The organism is Micromonospora sp. NPDC049204, from assembly GCF_040647935.1.
GTDB lineage: Bacteria > Actinomycetota > Actinomycetes > Mycobacteriales > Micromonosporaceae > Micromonospora.
Genome location: NZ_JBEZDC010000015.1, coordinates 159,672 through 177,719, shown reverse-complemented (window position 1 = coordinate 177,719; position 18,048 = coordinate 159,672). Strand labels below are relative to the sequence as shown.

The following is an 18,048-nucleotide window of genomic DNA, read 5'->3' as shown; positions in this document are numbered from 1 at the left end:
TGAGGGGCTAGCGTGTCACCACCGTGTGCCGGTCCGCAGTGGTGACCGTCGCCGTGCCTGGGGAGGCCTCTTCATGAAGCTGCCGCGCTCTATCGCGGGCTGGACCATCGCGGTCTTCGGCGTGTTGGCGCTGGTGCTGGGCGCGGTCGGGCTGCTCTGGCCGGAGGCGCAGTTGCGCATGCTCGGGCTCGAGGTGCCGGAGACGCGTGCCGTCGGTGACCACACCGGCACCTTCCTGCTGGCGTCCTCGATGGCGGCGTTCAACATGGGCGTCTACTACCTGCTCGCCACGATCACCGAGTGGCGGGCGTTCTACCGGTTCACCGTCGTCTTCCGCCTTGTCACGTTCACCGTGTTCACCATCGCCGTGCTCTCCGACATCGCTCCGGGCCGGTTCTTCGGGGTGGCGGTGTGGGAGGGCCTGGGGGCGGTGGCCACCGCCGTCGGTCTGCGTCTGGATGCCCGCCGGAGCGCGTCGGCGGGCGGAGTCCCCTCGTCCGACGGCGCCGGGGCGGCTGCGCCCGCCGAGGAGGGTACCGGCCCGTCCGGTGCCGCTCCGGCGGACACGGTGCGCTGAGCCGCCGGCCGGGTTGGGTATTTTCGAGCGGTGACCGACACCCCGACCGGCGGCCCACCGGTGCCGATCGTGCCCGGTCTGACCGATTTGCGGGTCTTTGCCCGGGGCGGGTACGCGACCGTCTACCAGGCCACCCAGATCTCGGTAGGCCGCGAGGTCGCCGTCAAGGTGGAGAACCGGACGCTGGACAGCGAGCGGGACCAGGCCCGTTTCCTGCGCGAGGCGCGGGCGGCCGGCCGGATGTCGTCACACCCGCACGTGGTGGACCTCTTCGACGTCGGGGTCACCGTCGACCAGCACCCCTACCTGATCATGGAACTCTGCGACGGCTCGTACGCCGAACGGATGCGGACCTCGCCACTCGACCCGGTGGAGGCCCGCGACCTCGGCATCAAGATCGCCGACGCGCTGGCCCACTCACACGCGGCCGGGGTGCTGCACCGGGACGTGAAACCGGCGAACATCCTCCACTCGGCCTTCAACTCGGCGGTGCTCGCCGACTTCGGGCTGGCCGTGCTCGCGGAGCACCGCGACGCCTCGGTCACCCTGGAGGTGCTCACCCCGGCGTACGCGCCGCCGGAGATGTTCAGCCACAGCCCGCCGTCGCCGGCCGTCGACGTGTACGCGCTCTGCGCCACCCTCTACGCGGTGATGCACGGTCGGCCGCCCCGCTGGCAGTCCGAGCGCAACCCCAGCCTGATCACCGTCCTGGAGATGTTCAACCAGCCGCTCCCCGCCCTGCCCGGCGTCCCGGACGAACTGATCGACGTGCTGCGCGCCGGCATGGCCAACGACCCGGCCGAGCGTCCCTCCGCACTGGAACTGCACGACCTGCTCGCCAACCTGCCACTCGGTCCACCGTCGGCCCCGGTCAGCGGCGCCCCGGTCAGCGGTGGCGCGACCCGCCCCGGCCCGTACCCGCCCAGCCGGCCGGTGCCCCGACCGCCCATCGAGGACACCCAGCAGGTGGTCCCCGGCGTCCGACGCTGGCGGCGCTGGTTCCTCGGCGGTGCCGGCGTCCTCGCGCTCGCCGGCTCCGCGACCGCCGGGGCGTGGTTCGCCGACCATGCGGCACCGCCGACCCCGAGCCCGACGGCCACCCAGGTCGCCGCCCCGGCGACCGGGCCGCTGCCCGGCTGCACGACCGGCAACGGCACGCCCACCGTGCTGCCCGAGGGCGCCCGGTGCCTGCCCGAGCTGGAATGCTTCGGCCCGATGCGCATCCGCGGCGACCGCGCCGAGGCGGCTCGGCTGTCCTGCACCGGTCGGCACACCTGGGAGACGTACGCCGAAGGCATCCTGCCGGTGTCCCTGGTCGGCGCCAACTACGACGACGTGGTCGCCGCCGCGCAGGTGCGACAGGTGTGCAGCGCCACGACGTTCCGGTTGACCACCGGGATCGCCGAGCCGAGTGGCTGGCACCTGGAGGTGCTCCCACCGGTCGACGGGAGCATCGACCGGACGTACCGGTGCCTGGCTGGGCGGGGCGTGGACGCACTCGCCGCGCCCACCCTCACCGGCCGCTGATCCCGTCCGACCCGCGCCGCCGGTCCCGCACCGCCCGCAGGGCATCCCGACTGTCCAGGGCGTCGAGGGTGTCCGCGTCGATCCCGTACGGCATCAACTCCGCCGGCCCGGTGGTCGCCGGCCGGTCCTCCGGCTCCGGGTCGTCGGCCTGACGGGCGGCGGAGAAGGCCACCCCGGCGACCATGGCCAGCAGGACGCAGAGCAGGGCGAGAACCACGCCGACCAGGTCCTGTCGGCGCCAGACGACCAGCAGGGCCAGTGGCACGAGGGCTCCGAGTGCCGCGAGCACCGCCACCGTCCGCGCATCGGGCCTGGACAATCGACTCATTCGTTCAGCATGTCGTGACATCGGCGGCTGTCAACCGGAGAGCGGGCGGCGCGCCGATCGACACCGGCCGACCGGTCCGCCTGACGTACCCGGTCGGCGTCGCTACGGAAAAGCATCCAGTCGATACCCTGGGTGTTCCGCAGGCTGGTCCGTCAGCGAGGTCACCTCATGAACGTACGCAGTTCCCGGTCCCGGCTCCGTTCGGTCGCGACGACACTGGCGGTCGCCCTCACCCTCACCCTGGCGGCCGCCGCCGGCTGCGACAGCCGGCAGGAACCGTTGCCGTCCGTGCAGCAGAAGATCCGTGAGTCGCACATCTACCGGCAGGCACAGCTGCGCATCGGCGTCGCCACCAAGGAGCCGTTGATGGGCGACCTGCGCAACGGCCAGCACGTCGGCTTCGACGTCGAGATCGGCAGGTACATCGCTGCCTCCCTGGGCTACCAGGGCGAGCAGCGGTTGGAGTTCGTGTCGGTGGCCACCGAAAACCGGATCCCGGCGTTGCAGGGCGGCACTGTCGACCTCGTGGTGTCCAGCTTCTCGATGACGGAGGAGCGCGAGAAGCTGGTCAGCTTCGCCGGGCCGTACCTGGTCACCACGCAGGAGGTGATGGTGCCGGTCCGCCTCAAGGACCGGATCCGCACCATCGAGGACCTGCGCGACCCGGCGTACAAGGTGTGTACCAGCGGCGGGTCCACGACCGAGGCCGAGCTGGAGAAGCACGGGGTCAGGACGTTCGTGGTGAAGGACGTCGGGGACTGCGTCGACGGCATCCGGGCAGGCCGGTACGACGTGGTCAGCTCGGACGAGACGATCCTCGCCGGGTTCCTGGCCACCTATCCCAGGGAGTTCGAGGTCGTGGACATGCCCTTCGGCACCAGCGAGCTGCTGGGCATCGGCGTGCCGATCGGCGACCCCGCGCTGCGCGACCTGGTCGCGTACTTCCTGCAGAAGAGCTACGACAAGGGACGCAACGGGCAGGTGAGCCCCTGGCAGAGCGCCTACAACAGCACCCTGGGTCCGTGGCTGAAGGTCGAGAAACGCCAGCCTCAGCCGCTGCAGGTGCCGAAGCTTGTCGACTTCGACGACAAGGCGCCGTCGACGTGAGCACGGCGCCGACCGCGACCGGCGCCGACGGCCCGGTTCCACCACCCCGCACGTCCGTGCCGGGTGTGGCGGCACCGCCGGCCAGTGATGGTACGGCTCACGTCGAACCGGACCAGGCTGGCTGGCCGGTCGGCGTGCCGGTCGCCGAACCAGCCGACCCGGTCGTCGCCGACGTCGAGCCCGGGCGGGTCCGTTGGGATCCGGCGGAGCGGCGTGCCCGTGCCAGCCAGTCCTTCTGGACGGCGCTGGTGGGCGTACCGGCGATCTTCTCGGTGCTCCGCCTCGGTGTGGAGGCGGGCGGCGAACTTCAGACCACACTGTTGCTGGTGGCGAACGTCGGCCCGGTCAACCTGCTCGCCGGCTTCCTGACCACGGCGGCTCGGCTGCTCTCCACCGGAATGGTCGCCGTGTTCGCGCTCGGGGCGGTGCTGGCCGTCGGGGCGGACCGGCTGCCACCGGGGACCCGCCGTCGCCCACTCTTCGCCCGCTGGGCCGACCTCACCCCGGCCTGGGTGGTGCTTGCCGCTTTCCTGCTCGCCCTGATCACCTGGCCGCTGCTCTACCTGCCGCTGCTGCTGCCGGCGTTCGCGGCCGCGTTTCAGCTGCGCCCCGGGCGACTGCACGAACGGTTGGCGCCACGACTGGTCATGATCGTCGCACTGCTCGCCGGGTACGGCTGGCTGCTGCTGCCGACGCTGCGAGACGCCGGGAAGCAGGGCGAGCTGTTGGTGTTGGCGCTGCTCGCGGTGCCGCCGCTGCTGGCTCTCTTCATCGCGGGACCGCTACCCGGTGTGGTGATCCGGCCGCTGGCGTCGGTGACCGAGGTGGCGATGCTCGCCATGCTGGTCTGGGCCGCGGTGCCGGTGATCAGCACACCGGTGTTGCCGCTGACCGTCACGACGGTGGGCGCGGAGAGCGGACCCACCGAGGACGTACGCGGGCACGTGATCACCACGGACGACGTCAACATGGTGATCCTCCAGGAGCGGGGTGGGGTGCGGTACGTGCCTGTCGATCTGGTCCGCGCGCAGGTGCTCTGCCCGAGCGAGGAGGAGTTGCCCCGGTACCAGTTGCGCATCCGGGACTTCCACGTCGAGGACTCGCTGCTGGAGGGCATGGGCCGCCGGGTTCGCCCGGTCCACCGCATCGACGCCGCCTGCCGGATCCCCGGCTGAACGTGCGACGGGTGGCCGGCCGATCAGTGCGACAGACGTGCTGTCGCGTCGGCGGCGTCGGCCAACTCGTCGGCGACCTGGGGGTTGGTCGAGGTGATGGCGGCGGTCCACAGCACGTCGGTGGGCGTCGCGCCGGCCAACCAGCGCCGCATCGACTCCTGCGCCCGGTCGGGCAGGGGACCGTGGTGTGACAGACCCTCGACGACCTCGGCCAGGTGCCGCGCGGTGGCCTCGCCGGGGATGGCCGTGAACTCGGCCAGGTACGGCCCGAGGTCGATCTCCAGCTCGGCGACCGCCTCCAGCAGGCCCCAGGCCGAGGTGGTGGACGGGAACTCCGCGAGGATCCGGTGCCACCAGCCGAGGAGGAACCGCTCGACGGCTGCCCGCTCGGCGGCCGGCCAGCCGTGCCACTGGTCCCGCATCCGCCCGGTGACGGCCTCCGGCGGCAGGTACGACAGCTCGCCAGCGGCGGCCGCCTCGAGCAGCCGGGGCAGCAGGTGCGGCACCTCGGTCCCGTCGCCCCAGGTGCCCCGGTTGCCCAGGTAGTCATCGATCTGGTCGGTGGTCAGTTGCCGCAGCGGGGTGCTGGCGAAGAGGGCCAGGTCCGCCGGCTCCACGCAGTGCGGGCAGGCCTCCATGTCGGCGGGCATCGGGTGGTCGGCGAAAGCGGCGTAGAGCCCGTCTACCAGCCGATCGAACTCGACGTCGTTGCGCACCCGCTCAGTATTTCCGACGACGCGCTCGGACGGGGCCCGCATATACAGTCGGACTGTATATGCTGCGGTCATGGCGAAGGCTTCCCTGCACGAATCGAACTATCTGATCCTCACCGCGCTCGTCGAGGCCCCACGGCACGGATACGCCGTCCTCGACGAGGTCCGCCGGATCTCCGACGGGCGCGTCGACCTGCGCGCCGGCACCCTCTACGCGGCGCTGGACCGGCTGCGTACCGAGGGCCTCATCGACATCGAGCGCGAGGAACAGGTGCAGTCCAGATTGCGGCGGTACTACCGACTCACCGCCGCCGGGGTGCAACGCCTGGCCGAGGAGTCGGCGCGCCTGCGGAGCAACGCCGACGCGGCGAGCGTGCGGCTGCGTCGTGCCGGCCTCCTCGTCGAAGGCGGTGCGGCGTGACGTTGCACCAGGTCTACCGGTCGCTGCTGGCCTGCTACCCCCGCGCGTACCGGCGGCAGTACGAGGACGAACTGATCGGGGTGTTGCTTGACGACGCGGCACCGGGCCAGCGCAGGCCCCTGGCGCGAGACGTGTCCGCCCTGCTCGCCGGGGCGTGTCGGGCGCACGTCCGGCAGGTAGGTGCCCGGTTCTCGGTCGACGCGTGGCGAGATGCGGCGCAGGTGCTCGGCCTGATCGCCGCGCTGCTGTTGTTCGTGCGCTCTGCGCGCGTTCCGGTGCTGCACCTCAGCATGTACGCGCAGAGCTATCCGGAGGGGATCGGTGAACCGTTCGTCCTCTGGCCGCATGGTCCCATGGCGGCGCTGTGGCTCGTCGTGGCGGTGTTCACCGCACTCGGATGGGGGCGGGCGGCGGCGGCGATCGCCGTCGGCGGCGTGGCGTTCGAGGTGGTACGGGTCGCCGAGGCCTACGGATATTATTCGACGGTCTTCGACATCTGGCCCGTCGTGCTCGCCGCGATGGTCCCGCTTGCCCTCGCCCTCCGCGCTCCCCGTTCCATAACGGCTGTCCTCGGGCGTTGGCGGCTCGGCACACTGGCGGCGGCGACGGTGGTGAGCGTCGGCGCGCCGAGCGTCGCCCTGGTAACCGCCGCTGACGTTTCGACGTCGCCCATCTACGGCACCTGGATGTTCACCAGCGGTGTCGGCCGCGTCGAGGCGATCCTGTTGATCGCGGGGTACCTGCTCTTCGCCCTTGTCGTCCTGTCGACGCCGACGGCGCTCCGACTGCGCCTGCTCGCGCTCGTCGTCCCGGTGGGGGTCACGCTGCTTCTCACCCGGGTGGGGCTCGGAACCACGGGGACGTACCTGGAGCGCTCCAGCCACGACGGTGTCCCCGACGCGCTCACCTGGGCGCAGTGGTCGACGTTGGTACTGGCACCCGTGTTGCTCTTCGCGGTGGCCGTGGCGATCCTGCACCACCGCGAGCGGGCTGGGTCGCAGCAGGGCGTAGGCAGACCGATCACCCGCGCTCAGTAGGACTTGTCCTGACCGAGGACGTGCTGGGCCACGAAGTTGAGGATCATCTCCCGACTGACCGGTGCGATCCGGCCGGCCCGGACCGCGCCGAGCAGGGTCGCCACCCCGTACTCGGTGGTCATGCCGGCCCCGCCGAGGGCCTGGACGGCCGTGTCGACGGCGAGCGCGGCTGCCTCCCCGGCCGCGTACTTGGCCATGTTGCCGGCGACCCCGGCCTCCAGGTCGCGGCCGGCGTCGTACAGGGTGGCGGCCTTCTGGATCATCAGGCGGGCCAGCTCCACCTGCACCGCCGCGTGCGCCAAGGGATGCGATACCCCCTGGTGGGAGCCGATGCTCCGGCCACCCCAGACCTTGCGGGTTGCGGTGTACTCGCTGGCCCGCTCGATGGCGTACCGGCCGGTGCCGGCACCCATCGCGGCCACGGTGATCCGCTCCGGGTTGAGGCCGGCGAAGAGCGCCGGCAGCCCGGCGTCCAGCGACTCGCCGAGCAGCGCGTCGGCGGGGACCCGGACGTCGTCCAGGTAGAGCAGGAACTGGTTCTCCGGGGACACGATCTCCATGTCCAGCTTGGAACGGGTCAGCCCGGCGGCGTCGGTCGGCACGAGGAACAGCGCCGGCTTCAGCTTGCCGGTGGATGAATCCTCGGTACGCGCCACCACCAGGACGTGGCCGGCCTCGTCGACGCCGGAGATGTAGCACTTGCGGCCGTTGAGCAGCCAGCCGTCACCGTCCCGGCGAGCCACCGTGCCGAGCCGGTGGAAGTTGGAACCGGCCTCCGGCTCGGTGATCGCGAAGACGATCTTCTGGGAGCCGTCGGCGAGGCCGGGCAGGTGCCGCTTGCGCTGCTCCTCGGTGCCGTGCCGGGCGAGCACGGTGGCCGCGATGGCGGGGGAGACCACCAGCAGCAGCAACGGGCAGCCGGCGGCCGCCAACTCCTCGCACACGATCGCCAACTCGGTGATGCCACCGCCGCCACCGCCGTACTCGGTGGGGATGTTGACCCCCAGGTAGCCGAGCCGTCCCGCCTCGGCCCACAGTTCGGTGGTGTGCTCGCCGGCCTTCGCCTTCTCGACGAAGTAGCCGTGGCCGTAGCGACGGCCGAGCGCCCGGACGGCGTCGCGAAGCTGGTCCTGCTCAGGGGTGAGGTCGAAGGTCATCAGAGGGTCCTCCTCAACAGATGTCGATGACGGCAAGCACGGCGCCGGTGCGCACCTGACCACCGGCCGGCACCGGCAACTCGGTGACCACGCCGTCGGTCGGGGCGAGCACCTGATGTTCCAGCTTCATCGCTTCCAGGGTGAGCAGCGGCTCGCCGGCCACGACCCGCTGGCCGACCTGGACGTGCACCCGGGTCACCGCACCGGGCAGCGGCGCGAGCAGCGACCCGGCCGCCACCTCCGCCGTGGGCAGCGGGAGACGCGGCAACTCGACGAGGCGCGCCGCCCCGTCCGGGCCGTCCATGAAGACCGCCGACCCCACCCGGTGGACGCGGTACGCGCACCGCACCCCGTCGACGTCGAGCACCACCCCACCCGGGCTGGCCTCGACAAGCGCCACGTCCGGTGGTCCGGCGGCGGGGCTGGCGGCGGCGGGGCTGGTGGCGGTCGGGTCGGCGGACCACTCGGCGAGCCGACCCACGCGGTCCAACCGGTAGCGGACCTCGACCTCGCCGTCCGGACCACCGAACCGGGTGACCTGCGGGACGGCCGGCACGTTGCGCCAGCCCGACGGCAACCCGGCCAGCACCTTCGCCTCGGCGCGACGGCCGGCGGCCGCGGCGAGCGCCGCGGCGAGCGCCACCACCGGGAGCCGGTCGGCGGGCAGCAGCGGGGCGAAGACCTCCGCGTGCCGATCCAGGAATCCGGTGTCGATCTCCACGGCGGCGAACGCCTGACTGCGCAGCACCCGGACCAGCAGGTCCCGGTTGGTGGTCACCCCGTGCAGTTCGGCCCGGGTCAGCGCGGTGGACAGCAGTCGGGTCGCCTCCGTCCGGGTGCGACCCCAGGCGATCAGCTTCGCCAGCATCGAGTCGTAGTGCACGCCGACCACCGAGCCGGCCACCACCCCCGAGTCGAGCCGCAGCCCCGGTCGGTCCAGCCCACCGAACTCGGTCGTCACCTGGGGGACCGCGAACCGGTGCAGGGTGCCGGTCGCCGGCCGCCAACCCGCCCCGGCGTCCTCGGCGCACAGGCGTACCTCGATCGCGTGCCCGGTGCCGACCGGCAGGGTCGCCGGCAGCGGCTCGCCCTCGGCGACGAGCAGTTGCAACCCCACCAGGTCCAGACCGGTGCACAGCTCGGTGACCGGGTGCTCCACCTGGAGACGGGTGTTCATCTCCAGGAAGAAGATCTCGCCACCCGGGGCGAGCAGGAACTCCACAGTGCCCGCCCCGACGTAGTCGACCGCGCGACCGGCGGCCACCGCGGCCTCGTGCAACGCCGTGCGCACCCGCTCCGGAACGACAGCCGGGGCCTCCTCGACGATCTTCTGGTGCCGGCGTTGGATGGAGCACTCCCGGTCACCGAGAGCCACCACCCGGCCGTGGGTGTCCCCGAAGATCTGCACCTCGACGTGCCGGCCGCGCTCGACGTACCGCTCGATGAAGACCGTGCCGTCGCCGAACGCGGCAGCCGCCTCGCGGCGCGCGGACGCGACGGCGTCGGCCAGTTCGTCGGCCCCCCGGACGATCCGCATCCCCCGCCCGCCACCACCGGCGGACGCCTTCACCAGGACCGGGAAGTCGGTGACCGCGCCGGTGTCGGTCCAACTGGGCAGCATCGGCACGCCGGCCTCGGCGAGCAGCCCTTTCGCGGCGAGCTTGTCGCCCATCACGGCGATCACCTTGGCCGGCGGGCCGACCCAGGTCAGTCCCGCGTCGGTCACCGCCGCCGCGAAGTCGGCGTTCTCGGCGAGGAAGCCGTACCCCGGGTGGACGGCGTCCGCGCCGCACCGCCGGGCCGCGTCCAGGATCAACTCGACCCGCAGGTACGTCTCGGCGGGCGAGTCCCCGGGCAGCCGGACCGCCTGGTCGGCCTCGGTGACGAACGGCGCGTCGGCGTCTGCGTCCGAGTACACGGCCACCGTCTGCACGCCGAGCGCCCGGCAGGTCGCGAAGACCCGGCGGGCGATCTCCCCCCGGTTGGCCACGAGCAATTTGGTGATCATTGTCGGCTTCGCCCCCCTACATCCGGAAGACGCCGAAACCGTCGGCGCCCTTCACCGGTCCGTTGTGGATCGCCGAGAGGCAGAGCCCGAGGACGGTACGCGTGTCCCGAGGGTCGATCACCCCGTCGTCGTAGAGCCGACCGGAGAGGAAGAGCGCTCCCGACTGCGACTCGATCTGCTGCTCGACCATCATCCGCATCGCGGTGTCGGACTCCTCGTCGAAGGAGCGTCCCCGGGCGGCGGCGGCCTGCCGGGCCACGATCGACAGCACCCCGGCGAGCTGTGCCGGACCCATCACCGCCGACTTCGCGTTCGGCCAGGTGAACAGGAACCTCGGCTCGTACGCCCGCCCGCACATGCCGTAGTTGCCGGCCCCGTACGAGGCGCCCAGGTTCACCGTCAGGTGCGGCACCGTCGAGTTGGACACCGCATTGATCATCAGCGCGCCGTGCTTGATGATGCCGCGCTGCTCGTACTCGGTGCCGACCATGTAGCCGGTGGTGTTCTGGAGGAAGATCAGCGGCGTGTCCGAGGCGTTCGCGAGCTGGATGAACTGGGCCGCCTTCTGCGCCTCCGCGCTGAACAGCACCCCTCGGGCGTTGGCCAGCACACCCACCGGGTACCCGTGCAGTTCACCCCAGCCGGTGACCAGCGCGTCCCCGTACGCCGGCTTGAACTCGTCGAAGTCGCTGCCGTCCAGGATCCGGGCCAGCACCTCGCGGGGATCGAACGGCACCTTCAGGTCGGCGCTGGTGATGCCGAGGAGTTCCTCCGGGTCGTACTTCGGCGGCTGCGGCACCGCCGTCCGCGGCGCCGGGCCGTGCTTGCGCCAGTTCAACCGGCGTACGCACTGCCGGGCCAGCCGGATGCCGTCCCGCTCGTCGGCGGCCAGGTAGTCGGCGAGCCCGGACGTGCCGGCGTGCATCGCCGCACCGCCCAGTGACTCGTCGTCGGTGACCTCGCCGGTCGCCATCTTCACGAGCGGCGGCCCGGCCAGGTAGACCTGCGACCGGTCCCGAATCATGATCACGTGGTCGGACATTCCCGGCACGTACGCACCACCGGCCGTGGCGTTACCGAAGACCACGCTGACCGTCGGGATGCCCGCCGCCGAGAGCCGGGTCAGGTCCCGGAACACCCGACCACCCGGGATGAAGATCTCCGCCTGGGTGGGCAGGTCCGCCCCGGCCGACTCCACCAGATTGACCATCGGCAGCCGGTTGGCCAGGGCGATCTCACCGGCCCGCCGGGTCTTCGCGAGAGACCACGGGTTCACCGCGCCACCGCGTACCGTCGGGTCGTTGGCGACGATCAGGCACTCCACACCCTCGACCACCCCGATGCCGGTGACCACGCTGGCCCCGACCGGGAAGTCCGTGCCGTACGCGGCGACCGGCGACAACTCCAGGAACGGGCTGTCGGCGTCCACCAGCAGCTCGATCCGTTCCCGGGGAAGCAGCTTGCCGCGCCCGTGGTGCCGGGCCACGTACTTCTCGCCACCGCCCGCCCGCGCCTGGTCCAGCGCGGCATCCAGCTCGGCCAGCCGCTCCAGCAGTGCCGCGCGGTTCGCCGCGTACGCCGGTGCGGACGGGTCGACCGCGCTGTCCAGGATGGTCACTGTGCCTCCCTCGTTCGCGACTGCGGGGCGCTCACAGGCCCATGCCCTTCGCGATGATCTCGTTCATGATCTCGGTGGTGCCGCCGCCGATGCCGAGGATCCGGGCGTCCCGGTAGTGCCGCTCCACCTCGGCGTCGCGCAGGTAGCCGAAGCCGCCGTGCAGTTGCAACGCCTGGTCCACGACCTGGTCGCAGGCGGCCACCGCCACGTTCTTCGCCATCGCCACCTCGGTCACCACCGGCTCGCCCGCGGCGACCCGGGTGGCCACCTCGTGCACGTACGACCGGGCCGCCTCGGCCCGGGTGTGCATCTCGGCCAACCGGTGCCGGATCAGTTGCCGACTGGCCAGCGGACGCCCGAAGGTCTCCCGGTCCCGACACCAGCGCGTCGCCAGCTCGACGCAGCGCTGCGCGGTCGCGTACGCCTGGGTCGCCAACGAGAGCCGCTCGGTGGCGAAGTGCTGCATGATCGCCAGGAATCCGGTGTTCTCCGCGCCGATCCGATTGGCGACCGGCACCCGCACGTCGACGAACGACAGCTCGGCGGTGTCCGAGCAGTGCCAGCCCAGCTTCTCCAGCCGGCGTCCCACGGTGAACCCGGGCAGCCCCTTGTCGATGACCAGCAGGGTGAGTTCGCCGCTGCCGGGAAAGTCGGTGCACACCGCCGTGGTGACGAAGTCGGCCCGATGCCCGCTGGTGATGTACGTCTTCGACCCGTTCACCACGTAGTGGTCGCCGTCCCGGCGGGCGGTGGTGCGGATGCCGGCCACGTCCGAACCACTGTCCGGCTCGGTGATGGCCAGCGCGCCGATCATCGTGCCGGCCAGGGTGGGGCGGACGTACCGCTCGAGCAGGCTGTCGTCGCCCGGGGACGCGGTGCCGCCAAGCCGGCCGCCCAGCGAGCCACCGGAGCGGGTCCCGGCCGCCGCCGTCATGTGCGGCAACGCGATGCCGTGCGTGAACAGGGCCGCCACCAGGCCGGACGAGCCGCCGGAGCGGATCAGCTCCTCGGTCACGATGATCGAGTCGAGCAGATCCCCGCCGCTGCCGCCGACCGACTCGGGAAAGCCGATGCCGAGCAGACCGAGCTTCGCGGCGGTCGCGTGCAGTGACCGGGGCACCTCGCCGGCCCGCTCCCAGTCGTCCAGGTGCGGCAGCACCTCCCGGGTCACGAAGGCCCGGGTCAACTCGCGCAGGTGCCGCCGCTCCGGGGTGTCCACGATGCTCACCGTGCTCCCCCTGTTCGCGACTGCGGAGCTGCCCCCGGCAGCACCTCGGCGGGCAGGTCGACGATCCGGGCGCGCAGCAGCTCACCGAGCGCCTTGGCCTGCGGGTCGAACCGGGTGGACGCGGCCACCCCGGCCCCGAGCAGACCCTCGATCACGAAGTTGACCGCGCGCAGGTTCGGCAGTTCGTAGCGCCGTACCGGCAGCGGCGCGGTCTCCGGCAACAGCTCGGCCAGCCGCTCGACGGTCAGCCAGGCGCGCAGCCACGCGTACCCGGCTTCGGTCCGTGCCCAGACACCGAGGTTGGCATCCCCACCCTTGTCCCCGGAGCGTGCGCCGACCAGCTCGCCGAGCACGCCGCGCCGCGTCGGTCCGCCAACCGCGGTGCCGTCGTACGGGACTGTCTCGTCCGCCGGCACGGCGGCGGTGTGGATCGGTGGGGCGATCGGCACCCGTTGACCATCGGGCAGCACCGCGACGTGCGCCACCGCGTCCTGCGGCGTCGAGTCGGCGGTGAAGACGCCGTACGGGGTCGCGTCACCCGGCAGGGTGGTCAGTGTGCAGCCCGGGTACGAGGCCAGCGCCAGCTCCACCGCGGCGGCCGAGAAGGCCCGTCCGGCCCGCGTCCGGTCGCCGTCCCGCAGGTGTACGTGCAGCAGGGCACTCGCGGCCTCGGTGTCGGCGGCGTCCACGTGGTCGGTCCGGGCCAGCGTGAACTCCAGCCCGTCCTTCCCCACCGCCTCCTCGACCTGACCCCGGACCAGGGCTGCCTTCGCCTCGATGTCGAGTCCGCAGAGGACGAAGGTCATCGAGTTGCGGAAGCCGCCGAGGTTGTTGACACCCACCTTGAGCGTGGGCGGTGGCGGCGTACCCCGGACACCGGAGACCCGCACCCGGTCCGGCCCGTCCTGGCGCAGCGTCACCGTGTCCAGTCGGGTCACCACATCCGGCCCCAGGTACGCCGGTCCACCGATCTCGTAGAGCAGCTGCGCGGTGACCGTCTCCACGGTGACGGCGCCACCGGTGCCCGCATGCTTGGTGAGCACCGTCGAGCCGTCGGCGTGCACCTCGGCGATCGGAAAGCCGGGCCGGTGGCCGCCGTCGGGCAGCTCCGTGAAGAAGCTGAAGTTGCCACCGGTGACCTGTGCGCCGCACTCGACGAGGTGCCCCGCGACGGTCGCCCCGGCCAGCTCGTCGAGGTCGTCGCGGCCCCAGCCGTACCGGGCGATGGCCGGGCCGACGACGAGCGACGCGTCGGTGACGCGACCGGTGACCACCACGTCCGCACCGCCGTCGAGGCACGCTGCGATGCCGAACGCGCCGAGGTAGGCGTTCGCGCTCAACGCGTCCGGGCGCTGGAGGGCGTCGCCCTCGACGTACCCGACGCGGGCCGGCAGGCCCAGCCGGACGGCGAGGGCGGTGATGGCGGCGGCCAGGCCGGCCGGGTTCAACCCGCCGGCGTTGGTCACGATCCGCACCCCCCGTTCCAGGGCGGTGCCGAGGCACGTCTCCAGTTGACGCAGGAACGTCTTCGCGTACCCCAGGTCGGGGTCGCGCAGCCGGTCCCGGGCGAGGATCAGCATGGTCAACTCGGCCAGGTAGTCACCGGTCAGCACGTCCAGCTCGCCGCCGTCGAGCATCTCCTGCCAGGCGGTGAACCGGTCCCCGTAGAAACCGGAGGCGTTGCCGATCCGGATCATGCCGGCGTCCCCTTCCCGCCGGCCGGCTGCCGGCCGTCGCCGGGCGGCCCGGCGAACGCCTGCGCCACGTCGAGCCACTCGTCGGCGACCGGCCCGGTGGCGACCAGGGCCAGGTCCGCGCGGTGTCGGCGCTGGGTGACCAGCAGGCAGAAGTCCAGGGCGGGGCCGCTCAGCCGGTCGGCGGCGTCCGCCGGACCCCAGGTCCAGACGTCGCCGCCGGGCCCGACCAACTCGACCCGGACCGGCGTCGTCGGTATGTCCCGGCCGTGGGCGGCGAACCCGTGCCCGAGGGTACGCACACCGAGGTGCGCGACGTGCCGGAGTCGGTCGCTCGCGGGTCGGACGACGCCGAGCGTGTCGGCCACGTCCTCGCCGTGCGCCCAGGTCTCCATGATCCGGGCGGTCGCCATCGAGGTGGCCGACATCCGGGTGCCGAACCACTGCAGTTTCTCGCCGGACGGGACGGCGGCCAGCGCGTCGGCGAGCGCCGCCCGGCCGGCCCGCCAGCGGGCGAGCAGCTCGACTGGCGGGGCGAGGAACTCTTCGGCGCCGTCATCGACCATGCGGGTCGGGTCCGGCGCGGCGGTCACCGCCGCGAAGAACGCCTCGGTGTCGGTGGCCGCCAGCAGCGACATGTGATCGGTCCAGGCGAGGTGGGCGATCTGGTGCCCGATGCTCCAGCCCGCCGCGAGGGTCGGTCGAGCCCAGTCGGTCGCCGGTAACTGCGCCACCAGGCTGTCCAGTTGGGCGGACTCGGCGGCCAGATCCGCGAGCAGGTCGGTGAGATCGACCATGGGTGCCTCCGGTCGGTTGTGGCCGGCGCGGCCAGCGGTCAGGGCGTGAGCAGGGTGGCGAGTTGGCGCTTCCAGGTGCTCAGCAGGGCGGTACGGCGGGCCGAGTCGTCGTTGAGCAGGTTGGCCACCCCGAGCCCGCGGAGCAGGTCGAGAGTGGCCTGGACCGCCTCGCGGACACCGGGTCGACGCTCGTCGACACCGAGTAGGGCCACGGTGAGGCGGTGCATCTCCCGGCCGACAGTCGCCTCCAGCGGCACCAGGGCGTCGCGGAGTTCCTGGTCCGTGCGGGCGGCGACCCAGAGTTCGAGGGCGGCCACGAACAGTGGCCCGGTGAACGCCACGCCGAGCAGGTCGATCACCCGGTCCAACCGCTGCGGGCCGGCCGGCAACGCCTCGGCCTCGGTGCGCAGCTCGACGGCCCGCCGCTCGGCGAGATGGGCCACGGCGGCTGTCACCAGTGCCGCCTTCGTCGGGTAGTGGTGCAGTTGGGCACCGCGCGAGACACCGGCCCGCGCGGCGACGACGGTGGTCGTGGTGCCGGACCAGCCGTGCTCGATCAGGCAGTCGACTGTGGCCTCCAGCAGGCGGGCCTGGGTGGCGCGGCTGCGCTCCTGCTGAGGGACGCGCGTCGATGCGGTGGGCACCGGACCAGCCTGCGGCCTCGGAAACAAACAGTCAAGACTGACTTTTTTTGGCCGCCGTTCGGCTCGCCGCCGAGGCGTCGATTGCCGTACCGGTCAGCGGCCAGGTCCGAGCGTCGTCCTGGTTGCGGCGGTTGTCCTGGTTCGAGCCGCACGAGGTAGCGGCATTTTCGTCTGTCACGGTCACCCCCCACCCAGGGCGGCCGGCCGGCCCGGATCACGACCGGGCCGGTGGACGCCGACATCGCGGCCGGCGCTCACTCGTTCCATGACAGCCGTCCCCACCGTGTCCCGGAAGAGCAGCCGCAGGTCGGGACAGACCGGCTTCAGCGGCCGTCGCGGGGAGCGAAGACAGCGAGCGCCTCGGCGTCACTGTGCCGGGACCGCAGGAATTCGTCGGCCCACTCGGCGGCGTCCGGGAAGGTCGACTCGGCGGCCACCCGCGCGCAGGCGGCATCGACGTCGAAGCGGGTACGGCGGAGCTGGACGCCCGACCCGAGCAGCGCCCAGTGCGCCCCCGCGCCGCCGTACGGCATGCCGATGCTGCCCGGGTTGACCACCAGACGTCGATCGACCAGCCGGGTGAAGGGCATGTGGGTGTGGCCGCAGACCACCGTCGTCACCTCGGCCGGCACCTCGGCGAACACCTCCGCCCAGCGCTCCATCCGGGTGTCGACGAGGACGACCTCCTCGTCGTCGCGCGGGGTGGCGTGGCAGAACAACGTCGGTCCGAGGCCGTCGATCTCCAGGGTCACCGTCAGCGGGAGTGCGGCCAGCCGATCCAGTTGGTCGTCGCGGAGCTGCTCGGCGGCCCAGTTCGACACCTCGATGGAGGCGGGGCGGCCGGCGCGGGCCTCGACCAGCTCGCGCTCGCAGTTGCCGCCGACCCAGCAGACCCGGTCGCCGAGATCAGCGAGCAGGTCCAACACCTCGACCGGTTGTGGACCGGCCGCGATGTCCCCGGTGAGCACGATCAGATCGGCGGTGGCGACGTCCGGCTCGGCCAGCACGGCCTCCAGCGCGGGCAGCACACCGTGGATGTCGGAGAGGACAGCGACTCGATTCGGCATCAGCCCACCCTGACGCTGGCGCCGAGCCGGGTCCAGCGAATCTGCGGCGGGCAGACGACAAAATCCGGCCCGGTCCGCGTGCTGCGGGCCGGGCCGGAACGTCGCGGGCGCCGGGGTGGTAGCCCGGCGCGCCGGGTCAGACGCGGGCGCGCCGGGCCAGGCGCTCCGGGTCCAGAATGATGATGCTCTTGCCGTCCAGTCGCAGCCAGCCACGCGAGGCGAAGTCGGCGAGCGCCTTGTTGACCGTCTCCCGGGAGGCGCCGACGAGCTGGGCGATCTCCTCCTGGGTGAGGTCGTGGGTCACCCGCAGGACGCCACCGTCGCGGGTGCCGAACCGACCGGCCATCTGGAGCAGGTTCTTCGCGACCCGACCCGGCACGTCCGTGAAGATCAGGTCGGCGAGCGAGTCGTTCGTCCGGCGCAGCCGCCGGGCGAGCACCCGAAGCAGTTGCTCGGCGATCTCCGGGCGGTTGGCCAGCCACGGCCGCAGCGCCTGCTTGCGCAGTCGTACGAGCCGGGTGTCCGTTACCGCGGTGGCGGTCGCCGTACGCGGACCCGGGTCGAAGAGCGACAGCTCACCGACCATGTCCGAGGGCCCCATCACCGCGATCAGGTTCTGCCGGCCGTCCGCTGCGCGGCGACCAACCTTGATCTTCCCGGACAGCAGGATATAGAGGCTGTCACCGGGCTCGCCCTCATTGAAAACGATCTCGCCCTTGCGGACTTCGATCGTCTCCATCTCCTTGGCAAGCGCCTCGGCAGCTTCCGGGTCGACACCCTGGAAGATCCCGCTGCGGGCCAGTACCTCGTCCATCGCGCACCTCCGGTTGCGCGTGCCGTCCGTCGGCCGGGTCCGCCGTCCGCTGATCCCCTCGCGCGCCGCCAAGTCTAGGCGCACATGAGCTTGAATCAGAGGTCGCCCCTGGAATCTTGATCGTTGGGCGTAACCT

Annotated in this window: 17 protein-coding genes; 6 read left to right on the top strand and 11 right to left on the bottom strand. The window is 72.1% G+C overall.

What is annotated here, in order from left to right:
- Positions 1-73: 73 nt before the first annotated feature.
- Complete coding sequence (locus AB0A90_RS25975; RefSeq protein ID WP_357252982.1) at positions 74-577, top strand: hypothetical protein; 504 nt, start codon at positions 74-76, stop codon at positions 575-577.
- 30 nt (positions 578-607) lie between these two features.
- The gene (locus AB0A90_RS25970) at positions 608-2,104 is read left to right on the top strand and encodes a serine/threonine-protein kinase (protein ID WP_357252979.1); all 1,497 of its coding nucleotides are present in this window, start codon (positions 608-610) and stop codon (positions 2,102-2,104) included.
- Here the strand turns inward: AB0A90_RS25970 and AB0A90_RS25965 are convergent.
- A complete protein-coding gene (locus AB0A90_RS25965; RefSeq protein WP_357252976.1) occupies positions 2,091-2,432 on the bottom strand; it encodes a hypothetical protein in 342 nt (113 codons plus the stop codon). The two genes, AB0A90_RS25970 and AB0A90_RS25965, sit on opposite strands and share 14 nt — an antisense overlap.
- Positions 2,433-2,600: 168 nt before the next feature.
- On the opposite strand from AB0A90_RS25965, the gene AB0A90_RS25960 reads away from it, so the two are divergent.
- Positions 2,601-3,539 carry a transporter substrate-binding domain-containing protein gene (locus AB0A90_RS25960; RefSeq protein WP_357252973.1) on the top strand — a complete coding sequence of 313 codons (939 nt, stop codon included), beginning with the start codon at positions 2,601-2,603 and terminating at the stop codon, positions 3,537-3,539.
- The gene (locus AB0A90_RS25955; protein ID WP_357252970.1) at positions 3,536-4,714 is read left to right on the top strand and encodes a hypothetical protein; all 1,179 of its coding nucleotides are present in this window, start codon (positions 3,536-3,538) and stop codon (positions 4,712-4,714) included. The genes AB0A90_RS25960 and AB0A90_RS25955 overlap by 4 nt, the downstream gene beginning before the upstream one ends.
- 23 nt (positions 4,715-4,737) lie before the next feature.
- Here AB0A90_RS25955 and AB0A90_RS25950 read toward each other — a convergent pair whose 3' ends face one another.
- Positions 4,738-5,430 (bottom strand): hypothetical protein, encoded by a 693-nt coding sequence (locus AB0A90_RS25950; protein WP_357252967.1) that lies wholly within the window; start codon positions 5,428-5,430, stop codon positions 4,738-4,740.
- Between the two features lie 70 nt (positions 5,431-5,500).
- On the opposite strand from AB0A90_RS25950, the gene AB0A90_RS25945 reads away from it, so the two are divergent.
- Together AB0A90_RS25945 and AB0A90_RS25940 are read left to right on the top strand one after the other, a co-directional pair.
- On the top strand, positions 5,501-5,848 hold the full coding sequence (locus AB0A90_RS25945) for a PadR family transcriptional regulator (protein ID WP_357252964.1): 348 nt from the start codon (positions 5,501-5,503) through the stop codon (positions 5,846-5,848).
- On the top strand, positions 5,845-6,885 hold the full coding sequence (locus AB0A90_RS25940) for a hypothetical protein (protein WP_357252961.1): 1,041 nt from the start codon (positions 5,845-5,847) through the stop codon (positions 6,883-6,885). The genes AB0A90_RS25945 and AB0A90_RS25940 overlap by 4 nt, the downstream gene beginning before the upstream one ends.
- On the opposite strand, the gene AB0A90_RS25935 is transcribed toward AB0A90_RS25940, so the two are convergent.
- The 9 genes from AB0A90_RS25935 to AB0A90_RS25895 all read right to left on the bottom strand — a co-directional run bounded on the left by AB0A90_RS25935 (position 6,879) and on the right by AB0A90_RS25895 (position 17,912).
- Positions 6,879-8,042: an acyl-CoA dehydrogenase gene (locus AB0A90_RS25935; protein WP_357252958.1), complete on the bottom strand. Its 1,164-nt coding sequence runs from the start codon at positions 8,040-8,042 to the stop codon at positions 6,879-6,881. The two genes, AB0A90_RS25940 and AB0A90_RS25935, sit on opposite strands and share 7 nt — an antisense overlap.
- Positions 8,043-8,055: 13 nt before the next feature.
- Positions 8,056-10,050, bottom strand: a complete 1,995-nt coding sequence (locus AB0A90_RS25930; RefSeq protein ID WP_357252955.1) for a biotin carboxylase N-terminal domain-containing protein — start codon at positions 10,048-10,050, stop codon at positions 8,056-8,058.
- Between the two features lie 16 nt (positions 10,051-10,066).
- Positions 10,067-11,668 (bottom strand): carboxyl transferase domain-containing protein, encoded by a 1,602-nt coding sequence (locus tag AB0A90_RS25925; RefSeq protein WP_357252952.1) that lies wholly within the window; start codon positions 11,666-11,668, stop codon positions 10,067-10,069.
- 31 nt (positions 11,669-11,699) lie between these two features.
- Positions 11,700-12,896: an acyl-CoA dehydrogenase family protein gene (locus AB0A90_RS25920; RefSeq protein WP_357252949.1), complete on the bottom strand. Its 1,197-nt coding sequence runs from the start codon at positions 12,894-12,896 to the stop codon at positions 11,700-11,702.
- On the bottom strand, positions 12,893-14,593 hold the full coding sequence (locus AB0A90_RS25915; RefSeq protein ID WP_357252946.1) for an acyclic terpene utilization AtuA family protein: 1,701 nt from the start codon (positions 14,591-14,593) through the stop codon (positions 12,893-12,895). The genes AB0A90_RS25920 and AB0A90_RS25915 overlap by 4 nt, the downstream gene beginning before the upstream one ends.
- Positions 14,590-15,387: a TIGR03084 family metal-binding protein gene (locus AB0A90_RS25910; RefSeq protein WP_357252943.1), complete on the bottom strand. Its 798-nt coding sequence runs from the start codon at positions 15,385-15,387 to the stop codon at positions 14,590-14,592. Before AB0A90_RS25910 ends, AB0A90_RS25915 begins: the two co-directional genes overlap by 4 nt.
- 38 nt (positions 15,388-15,425) lie before the next feature.
- Entirely contained in the window at positions 15,426-16,031 is a 606-nt protein-coding gene (locus AB0A90_RS25905; RefSeq protein WP_357252940.1) for a TetR/AcrR family transcriptional regulator, read from the bottom strand.
- A gap of 323 nt (positions 16,032-16,354) precedes the next feature.
- A complete protein-coding gene (locus AB0A90_RS25900) occupies positions 16,355-17,098 on the bottom strand; it encodes a metallophosphoesterase family protein (protein ID WP_357252937.1) in 744 nt (247 codons plus the stop codon).
- 136 nt (positions 17,099-17,234) lie between these two features.
- A complete protein-coding gene (locus AB0A90_RS25895; protein ID WP_110563686.1) occupies positions 17,235-17,912 on the bottom strand; it encodes a Crp/Fnr family transcriptional regulator in 678 nt (225 codons plus the stop codon).
- Positions 17,913-18,048: the final 136 nt, after the last annotated feature.

Coding starts and splice junctions, on each gene's coding strand:
- AB0A90_RS25895 (WP_110563686.1), bottom strand. CDS start 17,912: ATGGACGAGGTACTGGCCCGCAGCGGGATCTTCCAGGGTGTCGACCCG.
- AB0A90_RS25910 (WP_357252943.1), bottom strand. CDS start 15,387: ATGGTCGATCTCACCGACCTGCTCGCGGATCTGGCCGCCGAGTCCGCC.
- AB0A90_RS25945 (WP_357252964.1), top strand. CDS start 5,501: ATGGCGAAGGCTTCCCTGCACGAATCGAACTATCTGATCCTCACCGCG.
- AB0A90_RS25965 (WP_357252976.1), bottom strand. CDS start 2,432: ATGAGTCGATTGTCCAGGCCCGATGCGCGGACGGTGGCGGTGCTCGCG.
- AB0A90_RS25975 (WP_357252982.1), top strand. CDS start 74: ATGAAGCTGCCGCGCTCTATCGCGGGCTGGACCATCGCGGTCTTCGGC.
- AB0A90_RS25930 (WP_357252955.1), bottom strand. CDS start 10,050: ATGATCACCAAATTGCTCGTGGCCAACCGGGGGGAGATCGCCCGCCGG.
- AB0A90_RS25900 (WP_357252937.1), bottom strand. CDS start 17,098: ATGCCGAATCGAGTCGCTGTCCTCTCCGACATCCACGGTGTGCTGCCC.
- AB0A90_RS25935 (WP_357252958.1), bottom strand. CDS start 8,042: ATGACCTTCGACCTCACCCCTGAGCAGGACCAGCTTCGCGACGCCGTC.
- AB0A90_RS25915 (WP_357252946.1), bottom strand. CDS start 14,593: ATGATCCGGATCGGCAACGCCTCCGGTTTCTACGGGGACCGGTTCACC.
- AB0A90_RS25960 (WP_357252973.1), top strand. CDS start 2,601: ATGAACGTACGCAGTTCCCGGTCCCGGCTCCGTTCGGTCGCGACGACA.